This window comes from Deinococcus sp. YIM 77859 (assembly GCF_000745175.1).
Lineage (GTDB): Bacteria > Deinococcota > Deinococci > Deinococcales > Deinococcaceae > Deinococcus.
Map to the genome: position 1 here is coordinate 2,153,720 of NZ_JQNI01000002.1, position 13,944 is coordinate 2,167,663.

The 13,944-nt window shown below is 67.7% G+C and carries 15 protein-coding genes and 2 tRNA genes; 6 read left to right on the forward strand and 11 right to left on the reverse strand.

From position 1 onward, the window contains the following. Positions 1-3 precede the first annotated feature (3 nt). The 5 genes from cas7c to EI73_RS10620 form a co-directional block, all read right to left on the reverse strand. The gene (cas7c, locus tag EI73_RS10600) at positions 4-981 is read right to left on the reverse strand and encodes a type I-C CRISPR-associated protein Cas7/Csd2 (RefSeq protein WP_034386596.1); all 978 of its coding nucleotides are present in this window, start codon (positions 979-981) and stop codon (positions 4-6) included. A gap of 32 nt (positions 982-1,013) precedes the next feature. Next, positions 1,014-2,927, reverse strand: coding sequence for a type I-C CRISPR-associated protein Cas8c/Csd1 (locus EI73_RS10605; protein WP_034386599.1), 1,914 nt, complete (start codon positions 2,925-2,927; stop codon positions 1,014-1,016). Further along, positions 2,927-3,679, reverse strand: coding sequence for a type I-C CRISPR-associated protein Cas5c (gene cas5c, locus EI73_RS10610; RefSeq protein WP_034388105.1), 753 nt, complete (start codon positions 3,677-3,679; stop codon positions 2,927-2,929). The genes EI73_RS10605 and cas5c overlap by 1 nt, the downstream gene beginning before the upstream one ends. A gap of 167 nt (positions 3,680-3,846) precedes the next feature. Continuing rightward, a complete protein-coding gene (locus EI73_RS10615; protein WP_051935489.1) occupies positions 3,847-6,129 on the reverse strand; it encodes a CRISPR-associated endonuclease Cas3'' in 2,283 nt (760 codons plus the stop codon). Positions 6,130-6,255: 126 nt separating this feature from the next. Continuing rightward, positions 6,256-6,332 (reverse strand) — tRNA-Pro (locus tag EI73_RS10620). 98 nt (positions 6,333-6,430) lie between these two features. Here EI73_RS10620 and EI73_RS10625 point away from each other — a divergent pair. Then, positions 6,431-7,669 carry an aminopeptidase gene (locus EI73_RS10625; RefSeq protein WP_156103516.1) on the forward strand — a complete coding sequence of 413 codons (1,239 nt, stop codon included), beginning with the start codon at positions 6,431-6,433 and terminating at the stop codon, positions 7,667-7,669. Here EI73_RS10625 and mgsA read toward each other — a convergent pair whose 3' ends face one another. The 4 genes from mgsA to EI73_RS10645 all read right to left on the reverse strand — a co-directional run bounded on the left by mgsA (position 7,670) and on the right by EI73_RS10645 (position 9,803). Next, the gene (gene mgsA / locus EI73_RS10630; RefSeq protein WP_034386600.1) at positions 7,670-8,065 is read right to left on the reverse strand and encodes a methylglyoxal synthase; all 396 of its coding nucleotides are present in this window, start codon (positions 8,063-8,065) and stop codon (positions 7,670-7,672) included. It abuts the gene before it with no gap. After that, positions 8,062-8,970, reverse strand: a complete 909-nt coding sequence (locus tag EI73_RS10635; protein ID WP_034386601.1) for an ROK family protein — start codon at positions 8,968-8,970, stop codon at positions 8,062-8,064. The genes mgsA and EI73_RS10635 overlap by 4 nt, the downstream gene beginning before the upstream one ends. A 96-nt stretch (positions 8,971-9,066) precedes the next feature. Beyond that, positions 9,067-9,336, reverse strand: coding sequence for a hypothetical protein (locus EI73_RS10640; RefSeq protein ID WP_034386602.1), 270 nt, complete (start codon positions 9,334-9,336; stop codon positions 9,067-9,069). Further along, positions 9,333-9,803: a thioesterase family protein gene (locus EI73_RS10645; RefSeq protein WP_081909008.1), complete on the reverse strand. Its 471-nt coding sequence runs from the start codon at positions 9,801-9,803 to the stop codon at positions 9,333-9,335. Before EI73_RS10645 ends, EI73_RS10640 begins: the two co-directional genes overlap by 4 nt. Before the next feature lie 65 nt (positions 9,804-9,868). On the opposite strand from EI73_RS10645, the gene EI73_RS10650 reads away from it, so the two are divergent. Next, positions 9,869-10,252, forward strand: coding sequence for a hypothetical protein (locus tag EI73_RS10650; protein ID WP_034386605.1), 384 nt, complete (start codon positions 9,869-9,871; stop codon positions 10,250-10,252). Positions 10,253-10,309: 57 nt separating this feature from the next. After that, a complete protein-coding gene (gene cutA / locus EI73_RS10655) occupies positions 10,310-10,639 on the forward strand; it encodes a divalent-cation tolerance protein CutA (RefSeq protein WP_034386606.1) in 330 nt (109 codons plus the stop codon). 123 nt (positions 10,640-10,762) lie between these two features. Here cutA and EI73_RS10660 read toward each other — a convergent pair. Then, positions 10,763-10,838: transfer RNA gene (locus EI73_RS10660), tRNA-Trp, on the reverse strand. 83 nt (positions 10,839-10,921) lie between these two features. Beyond that, entirely contained in the window at positions 10,922-11,143 is a 222-nt protein-coding gene (locus tag EI73_RS10665; RefSeq protein ID WP_034386608.1) for a hypothetical protein, read from the reverse strand. Between the two features lie 87 nt (positions 11,144-11,230). On the opposite strand from EI73_RS10665, the gene nth reads away from it, so the two are divergent. Genes nth through EI73_RS10680 form a run of 3 tightly spaced genes read left to right on the forward strand, consistent with a single transcriptional unit; the run spans position 11,231 to position 13,897 of the window. Further along, on the forward strand, positions 11,231-11,902 hold the full coding sequence (gene nth / locus EI73_RS10670; protein ID WP_034386610.1) for an endonuclease III: 672 nt from the start codon (positions 11,231-11,233) through the stop codon (positions 11,900-11,902). A gap of 28 nt (positions 11,903-11,930) precedes the next feature. Then, on the forward strand, positions 11,931-13,163 hold the full coding sequence (locus EI73_RS10675) for an MFS transporter (protein ID WP_034386611.1): 1,233 nt from the start codon (positions 11,931-11,933) through the stop codon (positions 13,161-13,163). 17 nt (positions 13,164-13,180) lie between these two features. After that, complete coding sequence (locus EI73_RS10680; RefSeq protein ID WP_034386613.1) at positions 13,181-13,897, forward strand: zinc ribbon domain-containing protein; 717 nt, start codon at positions 13,181-13,183, stop codon at positions 13,895-13,897. Positions 13,898-13,944 lie beyond the last annotated feature (47 nt).

Below are 13,944 nucleotides of genomic sequence, written 5' to 3' on the forward strand. Positions count from 1 at the left end.
CTCCTAGCGCGCCTGCCAGCCGCCGCGGTACCGGGCCTCGTCCCAACTGTCCAAGTCCAGCAGCTCGACTCCGGCGGGGAGGCGGTCCAGATGCACGGTCACCTCGTAGTCACTCAGGGCGCGGGCGGGCTTGTGCTCGTCCTTGCGCCGGACCTCGATGATCTGTCCCAGGTCCAGCAGCCTATGGGCCGGAGCGCAGCCCAACACGGCCTGGCGAGCCCGCCGCTCCGGATCGCTGTCGGTGCCCACATGCCGAAACACAAAGAGGCGGCGACTGCTCATCAGCCCCTTGCTCGCGCTGCGGTCGTGCTCGTACATGTTCAGCAGGGCTTGAAAGAGCAGCTTAAGGTCGGCCTCGCTGAAGCCTGTGCCCTCGGCCAGATGGGCACTCACAAAGCCTTTGGCCGCAAAAAGACCGTAGGGGATCAGGCTCTTGCGGCCCATGGTGCGTAGCTTGTCCTCGTCCTGCTGGGCTTCCCACTGCAGGAAATCGTCCAGCGTCCGAGCGGTTTTGACGTCTTCGGCCACCGCGCCGCGGGTGATGCTCGCCTCGAGGGCAAAGACGGGATCGAGGCTGCGAGCGAAGGTGATTTGAACTGGGCCGCGCACCTGCCCGGCATTGGCCCCCGTGCTCATGACCGCGCCAAAGGTCCGCACGTCGTAGAAGTGGGCACACATCCAGCGGCGAGCGGCGTCTACATCCTGTTTGCCTTTGCCGCCGCCGCCGCTGGCCTGTTTGGCCTCAAAAATCCGGCGGTTGAGGTTGGTGCCGTGCTCAATGAAAATTTGCTCGCCCGCCGCCTGAACGTAGTTGCGCACGCGGCGTTTGAGGGCCACATCCGAAATGAGCCCGTGGCCGTCTTCGGGGTCGACGCGGGGGGCATTGCCGCTGTCGGGGTCACCGTTGGGATTGCCGTTTTCTACGTCAAGCAGCAGCAGAAACTCGTAGCGGTTGCGGATGGGCGTAGCGGTTTGGGTCATAGGATTCCTCCGGGGGAGAAAGGCGGGAAGCGTCAGTTTGCTTGGGCGGCTCGGCGCTGGGCGGCCAGCTCCTTGCGCCGGGCCACGCTGTCGGCAAGCTGCTGGTAGTAGCCCAGGGCAAAGAGGCTCTGCTCTTCGAGGGAGAGTGTTCTGGGGAGGGTATGGCCCAGCACAGCCCATACGGCGGCGATGTCCTGTTCGAGCGTATAGGCCAGGCCAGGCTTGTCGCGTGCGATTTTGGCCAGGTGGTGCTGGCTAAGGCGGGTCAGGCGGCCCAGGACCAGGCCGGGCGTGCTGCTGGCAGCGCCGTAGTAGCGCTGCACAACACCGGCGTTGATATCGCCGCCCTGGGCTTCTTGCACCTGGGCGAGCAGGTACATCAGGCGTCCGCAGTGGTAGGCGGGGCTGGGGTGCCGGGGATCAACCGAACTGGACATCAAAAAACCTCCTTGTTCGCGAGCGAGCTGGCGGCGGGCCTTGCGGCAGTGATAGGCCCGCAAGAGGGCCATGCGCGTGTAGATGCGGGCCTTTTCTGTGCTGTCACCCTCGCGGCTTAAGGCCTCGCTGAACGCGCCACTCATCACCTGCGCTCGGTGGGCCTCCATCACCTTGGTAACAGCAGCCAATGGAAGGGGGGCCTGAGGGTCAAGGGCCGCCCGCCACAGGGGGAGCTGAAGGTTACGAATGGGTTTGAGGTAGTCGTCCAGCGAGGTCGAGGCAGCTTTGGGGCGCTGGATGCTGAGGAGCACCTGGGAAAAGCCGGGACGCTTGGCCCGCTGGCCACTGAGGTTGACGATGGCGAGATCCTCAAACCAGGTTGTGACCGCCTGGGCGAGGTGTTCCAGGCTGCCGGTGTGCCAGTCGCGGACCATCGCCCGGCCACTCGCGCCGCTGATCGCCAGGGCAAAGTAGCGGGCGGTGAGGGCTGGCGGCGCCTCGCCCCGGCGCAGGGCGGTGAGCAGCTGCTGAGCGCGCGCTTTGGCCACCGCCTCCTGCTGCTCGGGCGTGTCGAGCACCTCGGTGGGCGCGCTGTCGTCCCAGTCGTCCCAGCTCCAGTTTGCGGCCTGCTCGAGGGTGGTGGGGTTGGTCAGGGCCTGGATCAGGGCCTCGCCCTCGTCCTGGCGGTGATCAAACCACACCGCCACCTTCATCTGACCAAGCACCGGTGCCCTGTCGAGCAGCTGGTCGAGCGCCGCGCGGTAGGCGGCCACATTTTCTTCCGAAACGGCGCCGTTTTCACCCGCTTGGAGGCCGTAGGAACCGAAAGCTTCCTTGTCGTAGCCGACCAGAGAGGCACCCGTAGGCATCGCGCCCACACCCAGCCGGGTGAGCTTGAGATGGGTCTGAGCCGGGGTGACCGCCTCGCCGCTGCTGAGGTCAAGCATGGTGCCCTTGGGGGCTGCTCGCCCAAAGACCTCACGCCGAAAGCCGCGCCACCAGGGGTGCCACAGCTCGCTTTCCAGCAGGTCCAGGCCGTCGACGGCAAAGCTCAGACGATCGGTGGCCTTGGCGCCCTGCCGCGCGAGCTCAGCGCGCAGCTCGTTCAGCTGGTCGGGAGTCCGCAGAACCTCCAGCACGGGCTGAAGCTCTGGCACAGCCCGGGCCGCGCGTTCCAGCAGGGCGAGATAGGCCAGATGTTTGGCCGCAGTTTTGGGGTCGACCTCCTGCCCCGCACGTTCGGGCAGCAGGGCGATGACGCCGCAGGAGTCGGCCAGAAAGTGGGCGGCCTGGGTTTGCCCCAGGGCCTTGGGCAGGGCCATCATTTCCGGTTGGCTGAGCTCGGGGCAGCGTGCGACGCTGCGGCCCTGTTTGCCCTCGCGCAGCGGCAGGACGCCGGTGAGCCGACTGCCGTGCAGCTGTGCGAGCCAGTGCAGCTCCTTGCGGGCGAAGCCGGGTTCGGGGCTAAGGCCCGCCTGCTCAGCCTGGCGAATCAGGGCTTCGAGCATCAGGTTCCTCCGGGTTTGCGCACAGCCGCGCTGTGGTAGGGGGGCACCTCCAGCACACCGCCACGAATGCTCGCCCGAAACAGGCTGATGTGAGGAGCGTCCGTGTTTGCGCCAGGGCGTGAGAGGTCAAAGACGTCGTAGAGCATCCAGCCCACCTCCTCATCGTGGGGAACAGGCACCGCAGGCGTTCCGGTGACCAGCTCAAAGGCCGCCGCAAACTCCCGGCAGCCCAGGTAGGGCTGAAAGATGCACTGGCCGCGCCGGGCTCGGCGCTCGAAGCTGCGCTCGATTTTTTGCCGCAGCGCCCCGTCCTCCTCAAACAGCACGGCGTGGCCAAAGATCCGGTAGCGGGGCGATTTCAGGGCCATGGTCTGGCGCTGGGTGCGGCCCTTGGTGTCGGTGCCCACCTCGTCCTTGGTGGCGTCGGCCAGGATGGGCACGAGCTGCGCGGGATCTTTCATCCACCGCCTGACGCTGGGCACGCTGATTTTTTCCTTGACCTCGTTGCGCATGAGCGCGACGTACCGCACCGGTTCCAGAATCTCGATGCGGCTGATCTCCCAGCGGTGGGCGGGTCTGCGGGTGCGGGGATCAAACTCCAGATAGATGGCGTCAAAGATGTTGCGGGCGGCGCTGGGCGTGATCACCGGATAGCTCATCCGCTCCACCTTGAGCTCGGGACGGGTAAAACAGCCGTACTCTCCCCAGACTTCCAGGACAAAGGAGCTGCCCCGCTGCGTTTGCTCGGTCATGGAACCTCCGAAAAACAGCACAGAAAAAAGCGGTACGGGACGAGCGACGTGCTGCATGGGGGATGCAGCACGTCGAGCGACCTCCACAATAGAAAAAGCCTTCTCATCTCTTCCTCAGCCAAACAGCCGCGAGGGGCTAACCGAATTGACGTACGCTTCTCCAGCACCTACTGCACAAAGGGCTCGGCCCCGCCGCCGTCCGGTTGCCAGCCCAGAAGCTGCGGGTCATAGGCTGCGGGATAGGGACAGACAAACCAGGTGGCGGCGGGCTCGGGGGGCGCGCCGCGCCTGCCGCGCAGGTGAACGGGCTCGCAGTGGGGGGGCAGGGTGCCGTCGGCGCGGCGAAACACCGTCACGGTGTAGGGCTGTGCCCGGCGCATCCACGTGCGGGTGATGCCCTGTTGCCGGGCTTCCTCGATGAGGGCGGCTCCCTCACCGTAGGGCACCACCACATTCACGCTGCTTGGGGGAATCAGGCGGTAGAGTTGGGCGACCGCGGGGTAATCCTGCCGCAGGACGGCGGCCCGCAGCTCCTCCCGGTCGGGTGAGGTATAGGGCCACAGCCGCTCGTAGAAGCGGCGAAAAGTGGCGGGATCATCGAGGTCCAGCTCACCCCCGGCCTCGCGCACCAGGCTGAGGGTGAGTAGAGCGGCCCGCTGGTAGGCGGGAGTGGGGTAACGGGCGTCTTGCGGCAAAAAGACGTGCAGGGTGCCGTGTGGCCGCCGTCCATGCCGGTTGCAGCGCCCCGCCGCCTGGGCGAGAGCGTCCAGGGGAGCCAGGGCCCGAAACACCACCGGAACATCGAGATCCACCCCCGCCTCGACGCACTGGGTGGACACCAGCCGAACTGGACGTCCCGCCTGGAGGTCGGCGCGAACCTCCTCCAGCACGGCGCGGCGGTGGGCCGGGCACAAAAAGGTAGAGAGGTGGCGTAGGCCAGGGACATCAGACAGCGCCTGCGCGAGCTCAAGCGCGTCCTGGCGCAGGTTGACGATACACAGGCTCTGCGGCTCCCGGCGCAGCCAGTCCTGCACTTCCCTCCAGGGAGTGGACGTTTCCAGGTGCCAGCGGGGGGTGACCCGCCGCGCGCGCTCAAACAGCTGGAGCGTAGGGGGCGCCATTTCTCGGGGCTGCCAGCCGCCGTTTCCAGGCTCGCGCACCTGCTCGCTCAGCCGGTCAAAGGCGGGTTGGGTGGCGGTGGCCATCACCACCGTCGTCCCGTACTTCTCATGGGTGAGCCGGGCGAGGGTTTTGAGGGTGAGGGTCACCAGCGGGGCCGGGAGTGTCTGCACCTCATCGAGCAGAATGACGCTTTGGGCGAGGCGGTGCAGTTTGCGGCAGGCGCCGGGCGTGTGGGCGTGCAGGCTCTCCAGCAGCTGCACGCTGGTGGTCAGGATGATGGGCGCGTCCCAATTCTCGACAAGCTGCCGCGCGGCGCACCCCGCTGCGTCCTCCGCGCCCTGGGTTCCGGCCAGGCTATGGTGCTCGAGGAGGCACTGCGGGCTGAGGCCGGCGGCGGCCACAAGCCGGCGGTACTCGTCCGCCGTTTGGTCCAGAATGCTGAGAAAGGGGAGCACGACCACGATGCGGCGAATGGGCCGCGCCAAGGGTTGCCTCACCGCACGCGTCAGGGCAAACAGCAGCATGGCGAGCGTCTTGCCGCTGCCCGTCGGGGCGGTTAGGGTCCACAGCCGGTCTGCGGACTCGCCCGCAGCGCGGCAGGCCTCCATCAGGTCCGCGCGCAGGGCACGGGTAGCGGGCGGCAGGCCCTCCTCGTGGGCCAGTTCCGCCAGCCGCCTTTCCAGGGCGGCAAGCAGACGTGCGGCGTCCAGCGGCAGACCGGTGGGCCGTGGGGGTTCGTCGTCGGGGCGCATCGCCGCCTCGGTGTCCAGGTGGTCGGCGTCCACCAGTGCCGAAAAGAGCATGCGGGTATCGAGCATCTGGGCAGCCGTCGTGCCGGGTGTCAGGGGACGCGGCAGCGGTGGTGGCAGGGTCAGGCCGTCAGCTCGCAGGCGCTGCACCAGCGTTTTGAGGTTGGTCTGGTCGGGTTCGGGTTCGGTGAGGCGCAGGCCTAGGGGATGCTGCGCCCGCAGGTGATCGAGGCTCAAGGCCCGCAGGCTGTCTCCGTCCCCGCTGGGCAAACCGGTGTGGTGCCCGGCAATGGCCAGCGCCAGCCCTGCATCGTGGTAGGCCTGTTTGGCCAGGCAGGCACCCGCCGACCAGTGGTCGAGGCCGCGGCCTTCCCCCCACAAGCGGCGTTGAAACAGCGTGCCGTATTTGCCCAGGTCATGCAGCAGGCCAGCCAGCGCGGCCCGGTCTCCCTCCCCAAAAGGCTCGGCGTGTTGCCGGGCACGTTGCGCCACCTGGGCCGCGTGGTCCTTGAGCGGTTGCCAGCGCGCCCCGGTGGAATCGCCGGGAAAGGTATGAGCATAGAAGACCGCTTCCCTCATCGGGGGACCCGCCTGACGCTTTTGTGGATCACCCGCCCAGCGTAGCTCCTGCGGATCCGGCAGGAGGCCGCAAAGTAGCACCCAAAGCAGGCACAAAAAAACTCCCTCGCGAGGAGGGAGCTCTGCTGGTCGAGGCGGCGAGATTTGAACTCACGACCCCTACCACCCCAAGGTAGTGCGCTACCAGGCTGCGCTACGCCTCGGTTCCAGCGCAGAGAATAATAGACGCTGGACGCTGCGGGGTCAAGGGTGGCCCGCTCTCCGGGACGGCGGAAGCGGTCTGCGGCGTATTCTGCCGGGCATGACTCCACTCACCTTTGAGGAGAAGCTGCGGAACTATGCCCGTCTGGCCGTTCGCGTGGGCCTGGGTGTGCGGGCGGGCCAACGTGTGCTGGTACAGGCGCCGGTGGAGACCGCGCCGCTGGCCCGCCTGCTGGTGCGGGAGGCCTACGACGCGGGGGCCAGCTTTGTGGACGTGCGCTGGGATGACGACGACGTGCAGCTTGCCCGCTTTACGCGGGCGCCCGAGGGGTCGTTTGAGCAGATCAGCCGCTGGCGGGTGGACGCGGAGATGGAAACCGCCGAGGCGGGCGGCGCTGTGATCGCCATCCGCGCGACGAACCCCAACCTGCTCGCCAACGTGGACCCCGCCCGTGTGACGGCCCATCAGCGGGCGCTCGCGGCCTACCGCAAGCCCTATGCCCTGCAGGTGATGACCAACCGCCTGAACTGGAACCTGATTTCGGCGCCCGTTCCCGAGTGGGCCGAGCTGATGTTTCCCGGCCTGCCCCGCGACGAGGCCATTCGGCGGCAGTGGGACGCCATTTTTGCTGCCACCCGGGCCGATCAGCTCGATCCGGTCGCGGCCTGGCAGGGGCACCTGGCGGACCTGAAGCGGCGCCGCGAACTCCTGACCGAAAAGCAGTACGCGGCCCTGCACTTCCGCGGCGGCGAGACGGATCTCACGGTGGGCCTGGCCGAGGATCACGTGTGGGGCGGGGGCGCGGCGCAGACGCCTTCCGGCATCACCTTTACCGCCAATATCCCCACCGAGGAGGTCTGGACCGCCCCGCACCGCGAGCGGGTGGACGGCGTGGTGGTGAGCACCAAGCCCCTTTCCTACAACGGCGTGCTCATCGAGGGGATTCGCATCCGCTTCGCAGGGGGGCGGGTGGTGGAGGCGACCGCCAAGCAGGGCCAGGACACCCTGCGGCAACTGATCGACACGGATGAGGGCAGCCACCGCCTCGGTGAAGTCGCGCTTGTGCCCCACTCCAGCCCGATCAGCCGCTCGGGCCTGTTCTTCTTCAATACCCTCTACGACGAGAATGCCGCCTCTCATATCGCCATCGGCAGCGCCTACCGCTTCAACGTCCGGGGTGGCGTGGATATGACGCTGGAAGAATTTCAGGCCAAGGGGGGCAACGATAGCCTCACCCACGTGGACTGGATGATCGGCAGCGGTGAGATGGACGTGGACGGGATCACCCGGGAGGGTGAGCGCGAGCCGGTGATGCGGGCGGGTGAATTCGTGATCTAGCTACGGCCGCCCCGCCAACCACAGCACCAGCGCCTCGGCGCTTGCGGGGTTGGTGGCAAGCGGGATGTCGTGGACGTCACACAGCCGCACCAGGGCGGAGACGTCGGGTTCGTGCGGCTGTGCGGTGAGGGGGTCGCGAAAGAAGAAGACCGCCAACACCCGTTCCTCGGCGATGCGGGCACCGATCTGCTGGTCACCGCCAAGGGGGCCAGACAGCATCCGCTCTACCTGAAGGCCGGTCTTCTGTTCGAGAATGCCGCCCGTCGTGCCGGTGGCAATGAGGTGAAAGCGGCTCAGCACCTCGCGGTGACCCAGGGCGAAGAGGGCGAGTTCGAGCTTCTTGCGGTCATGCGCGATCAGCGCGACCTGACGGCGCTCCGCAGGGGGAAGGGTCACGCCTCCTCCTGCTGTGCGGCGAGGGCCGCTCCGATCACCCCGGCGTTGGTGCCGAGCTGGGCTGGGCGAATGGTGACGGGGGCAAAGGGACCGGCGTACTCCTCGGCAGCGGCGCGGACCCCCTGAAAAAACAGTTCCCCGACGCTGGCAACTCCGCCCCCGATCACGAACACCTCGGGATCGAGGAGCTTCTGGAGGTCGGCGAGGGCCACACCGATATGTTTGAGGGCCTGCGTCACGACGCGCCGGGCGGCGGGTTCGCCCTGCGCGGCCAGAGCAAAGGCTTCGGCGGTGCTCACCTCGCGGTTGAGGGCGTAGCTCGCGTCACGGGCGATGGCGGTGCCGCTGGCCACGGCCTCCAGCGCCCCGTCAAGCCCCGCCCCGCTCACCGGTCCGCCGGGCATCACGGTCACGTGGCCGAGTTCTCCGGCGATTCCGTGTCGACCGCGCCACAGTCGCCCGTTCAGCACGATGCCCGCGCCGATGCCGGTGCTGACGGTCACGTACACGCTGCTTCCCGTGCCGCGCGCCGCCCCCAGGTGCGCTTCGGCGAGGGCGGCGGCCTTGGCGTCATTTTCCAGCACCACCCGCTGCCCCAGGCGCTCTTGGAGGCCGGCGACGAGCGGCACGTCCGTGAAGCCGTAGATGTTGGGGGCAAACTTCACGCGGGTGCGCTCCACGTTCAGGGGCCCCGGCACACCCACGCCGACCCGCGCCGCGTCCGGGTGCCGTGCCTGAAGGGTTCTGACCTGCGCGGCAATAGCGTCCAGCACCGCCTCCCAGCCGGTCTCCGGCGTGGGCTGAACGTGCCGGTCGTGGAGTTCACCGCCCCTGAGGACCCCGGTGGCGATTTTGGTCCCGCCGACGTCCACCCCGATACTCGCCTGCTCTGCTGCTTGCGTCACGTGCTTGCCTCCATCTCCTCTGTAAGCCCAACGGGAGCGCTTCCAAAGCCCGAGGGGCTCTGTCTCCTACCCTGCACTGTAGCCCAGCGCCGCCGGTTAGGGGGGCGAGCCGCCCAACAGCTGGAGGGCCTCTTCAAGCTGCACCTCCGGCACGTACAGACCCACGTCACCCATGTAACCGCCCGTCTCGATCTCGATGACCGGGCTTCCCATCGCCCACTGGAAGGGGGTACGGACCACGCTCACCACACCGCCCTCGGCGAGTGTGCGCCGCCAGCCTTCCGCCAGCAGGCGCGGCAGGGTGTCTAGGCGCACCCACACGTCGCCCTGGTACAGCACCCGGTCCTCGTATGGGGGGCGCGTCACTCGGACACACGCCCCGTAGGGTTCACAAGCAGCGTCGCTAGGGCGGCACGCATGCGCTCCGGCAGCGGGACAGGCCGGTGCGCGGCGTCCACCCTCACCTGCACGGTGCGCGCCAGGGCGCAGGGCACCCCATCGGCGGTGAGACGTGACAGGACCGTCCAACTCGTGTGGCCGATCCGCTCGACGAGCGACTCGACAACGACGGCCTGCCCCCACAGCACCTCCCGGCGGTAATCGAGTTCTAGGCGGGCAATCACCGAGTGGTCATCTTCCGCGCGCACGCCCAGGTCCCGCATTAGCTCGATGCGCGACGTTTCCAGGTACTGCACGTACACGGCGTTGTTGAGGTGCCCCATCGCGTCGATGTCCCCGTAACGCATCTGAATGGGAGCACGGTGAGCGCGGGACCAGTCGAGGCTGGCGAGGGGGGCAGCGGCACGCGTGTCGGTCTGGCTCATGGCCCGCATTATGGCGTTCCGGTTCCCTCCCCCCGCTTTCTTTCCTCATCCCCGGTCACGCTATCTTCTCGCTGATGACTGCGCCTGAGCCATCTCCTCCTCCGGTTCGCCGGGACTGGCGAGCGTTCTGGCGGCAGGTGCAGCGGCTTCCGGTCACGCTGATGCTCGCCAGCGTGCTGGCAGGGCTGGGCATTGTGCAGCTCACCTTCCAGCTTGGCAACCTGGTCTACCGCTCCGTGACCTGGAGCGGCGAGACGCGGCAGACACAGCAGCGAATCCGCGACCTCGAGCGTGACCTGCGCGTGTTGCGCGAGGCCGAGCAGGCCGCTTTCGACCCCGCCTATCTGGAGATCCTGGCCCGCTGTCAGGGTTTTGTGGGCGCCGAAGAAAAGGTGGTGGTCTCGCCCCGGGCTCCCGACACGCCCAGCGAGAACTGCAACACCCTGCGCCTTCCATAGGCCCGCCTTGCGCAAGCTTACCTCAGGTTCCCGGCGACGGCGTATGCTGCGGGTACTATGTCACTTGTCGTTCTGGTCACGGTGCCCCCCGAACGCGCCCATGTCCTGGCCCGGACTCTGGTGGCCGAGCGGCTGGCGGGCTGCGTGAACGTGCTTGGCGGTCTCCACAGCGTCTACCGCTGGGAAGGAGACATCGTCGAGGACCCCGAGACCCTGCTCCTGATCAAAACCACCGGGGAACGCTACCCCGAGCTCGAAGCCCGGATTCGGGAGATGCATCCGTACGAGGTTCCCGAAATTGTCGCGTTGCCCTTTGACCGTGCCCTTCCCGAGTTCCAGAGCTGGCTGCGAGAAGCCACGGCACCCGGCGATACGGGTTCTGGTTGAACGAGGGATGCCGTCCCCGTGAAACCCGACCGGCGGGAGAAGGAAAAAGGCCGGATTCCAGAATCCCTATGAGAGCGTTCGCTCCTTCAAAGCGAAAACCCCGCGCGTGGCGGGGCTTTTTCTTGGCGGGCCCTGTAGGACTTGAACCCACGACCTACGGTTTTGGAGACCGCCGCTCTACCAACTGAGCTAAGGACCCACTGCGGCGCGGTCAAAGCCCGCACGCAAGCTTAAAAAAGATAGCAAAGGTGCCGCAGGGGCGCAAGGGCCGTCTCCTCGCTCTCACAACACGCCGCCCCCCAGCATCAGCCGCAGAGCCGCCAGCGCCGCGACCACGACATTCAGGGTGGTCGCTCCCCGGTCGCGGGCCAGTACCCCGAACACCAGGCCGAGAATGGCGGGCGGCAACACAAAGATCCAGTTCAACCACCCGAAAAAGGGCAGCAGACCGAGCAGCAGGCCCAACGCGGCAAGAATACCCAGGATCAGTGACACAGCTCTCATGCTTCAGCTTACGTGCTGTGGGCTGGAGAAGTTCCCCTCCACCGTCTCCACAGACGGCCCCGCGGGCCTCGGTGTAGGCTCCTTCGCGTGACCCGCCGCCCCGTTCCCTCCTCCCACCTGCCGAACGGTGCCAGAACCCGCGCGCCGCTGGTGCTCTCGGCGCTGGAAACGCTGTACCCGGATGCCCGCACGGAACTGGTGTTTCGTAATCCCTTTGAGCTGCTGGTGGCCACCGTGCTCAGCGCCCAGGCCACCGATGTCAGCGTGAATGCCGTCACGCCCGCCCTCTTTGCTCGGTACCCCGACGCCTGGGCGCTGAGCCGGGCGACGCCCGAGGACATCGAGCCGTACATCCGCACGGTCGGGCTGTACCGCGCCAAGGCCCGCAACCTCTCGCTTCTGGCCCGTCTGCTGGTCGAGCGGCACGGCGGAGAGGTGCCCAACGACTTTGGTGCGGTCGTCGCCCTACCCGGTGCGGGCCGCAAGACGGCAAACGTAGTCCTCAGCAATGCCTACGGCTTCCCGGCCATTGCGGTCGACACCCACGTGGGCCGCCTCGCCCGCCGCCTGGGCCTGAGCACGCAGACCAATCCCGACCGGGTGGAGCGCGACCTTCAGCGCCTCTTTCCGCGGGAACGCTGGGTCTTTTTGCACCACGCCCTGATTCTGCATGGCCGCCGCGTCTGCCAGGCGCGCAGGCCGCAGTGTGCCGCGTGCCTGATGCGAACATTCTGTCCGCGTGTTGGGGTGGAGCCTTGAAACGGTGCGTGGTCAGTGGGAGTGACCTGTGACCTGGCGCTTCTCCCGTCAGGTGTGGCTCTACCTCGCCTCCGCCTTCACCTTTGGGCTCTCGCAGGCATTCGCGGCGCTCTTTTTGAATTTCTACCTGCGCGCACTCGGGCTGGGGGCGGAGTGGCAAGGCCTGGTCAACGCGCTGCCCGCCCTCACGCTGGCAGCCCTGAGCCTCCCCGCCGTAGCGCTCGCGCGGCGCATCAGCAACGCGCGGACCATTCAGGTGGGCAGCGTGCTGAGCCTGATCGGTGCGGTGCTCTTGAGCCTTGCGGGGGGGCCGGGGGCGGCGATCGCGGGCGCCCTGGTGCAGGGGGCGGGCGCGGCGCTGCTGTCGGTATCGGGATCGCCCTTTATGGCGAACAACAGTGACGAGCGCAGCCGCGTGGCACTCTTTAGCGTGCAAAGCGCCCTGATGACCGGCGCGGGCTTTTTGGGCAACCTGCTGGGCGGACGGGTGCCCGAAGTGTACGCGGCGGCGACGGGCACCGCTCCCGATGACCTGCCCGCCCTGCGCGCCGCGCTGCTGGTGTCGGCGGCCTTTCAACTCGCGGGCCTGCTGCCGGTGCTGCTCCTGCGCTCCAGCGGCAAGCCACGCCCCGAGGGCCGCTCTTTGACGGTGCGCGCCAAGGGGACGATGGCGCGGTTGGTGGCCCCCAACGTGCTCGTGGGCTTGGGAGCGGGCGCCACGATTCCCTTTCTGAATGTCTTTATCGAGGGCAAGTTTCGCGTCGATTACGCGAGCCTGGGCACCCTCTTTGCCTGGACCAGCCTGGCGACCGCCGCTACGGCGCTTCTGCAACCGCTGCTGGTGCGGCGCCTAGGCCAGCTTCCCGCCGTGCTGACGGTGCAGGCTGCCAGCCTGCCCTTTCTGGCCGTGCTGGGCTTTGCGCCCGAGCTGTGGATGGTGAGTGTGGCCCTGTTCACGCGCGGGGCGCTGATGAACGCGGCGGGACCGGTCTACAGCGCGTACGCGATGTCCGCGCTGCCTGACGAGGACCGCCCGATGTACTCCGCCGTCAACGTCATCGCCTGGGATCTGGGGTGGGCGGCGAGCAGCCTGCTCAGCGGCGTGGTGCGCGGCGCGCTGCCCTTTGACGTCGCCTTCCGCGTGCTGTTCGCCTGGACGATTCTGATGTACGCGGGCAGTGTTCTGGCCATCTATCTGGGTCTGTACCGCCGCGAGCGGGGCGCGGCCCGTGCGGTTCCTGCCGCCGAACGGCTCGGGTGAGGGGTACACTGCACCCGATGAGCGACACCGGACCCCTTCAGAGCCTGTACCGCGTGCAGGAGCTTGACCTGGAACTCGACCGGCTGCGGGCCGAGGAGGCCAGCATCCCGGACGCCCTGCGCGATGCCCGCGCCCAGCAGGAACGCCTGAACAACGACCTAGAGGACACCGAAATCACCCTCGAGGGCGTGGAGCGGCAGATCCGGCAGCTCGAACAGGACCTCGCCGGAACCCGCGAGCAGATCACCCGTGCCCGAGAGGAGCAGGACAAGAATGCCTTTGACGCCCGCGCCCAGTCGCAGTACGGCAGCCGCATCCAGATGCTGTCCGAGCGAGCCGAGGAGATGGAAGAGGACCTGGTGCCCCTGCGGGAGCGGCAACGTGAACTCACCGCCAAAGCCAGCAGCCTGCGCGGCGAGCACCGTGCCCTGCGCCCCCGTCTGGAGGAACTCGAGGCCGGGGACGAGGCCCGCATCCAGGGCCTGCGCGCTCAGGGGGAGGGGGCGCGCCAGGAACGCGCCCGGTTGGTCGCCGGCATCGACTCGCGCACCGTCAAGGAGTACGACCTCATCCGCAAAGCGAAAAAGGGTCTGGGCCTGGTCGAGATTCGTGGGGGCCGCTGCACCGGCTGTAACGTGGTGCTGCCCGTCAACGTGCAGCAGAAGGCCGCCCAGGGCAAGTTGCCCCCCGTGAAGTGCCCCTCCTGTGGCCGCTTCCTGATCAAACGGGGCTGAGAGCGGATACCCCCAGCGGGGAAAGTCCGGGGGGACGAACGGGGGAG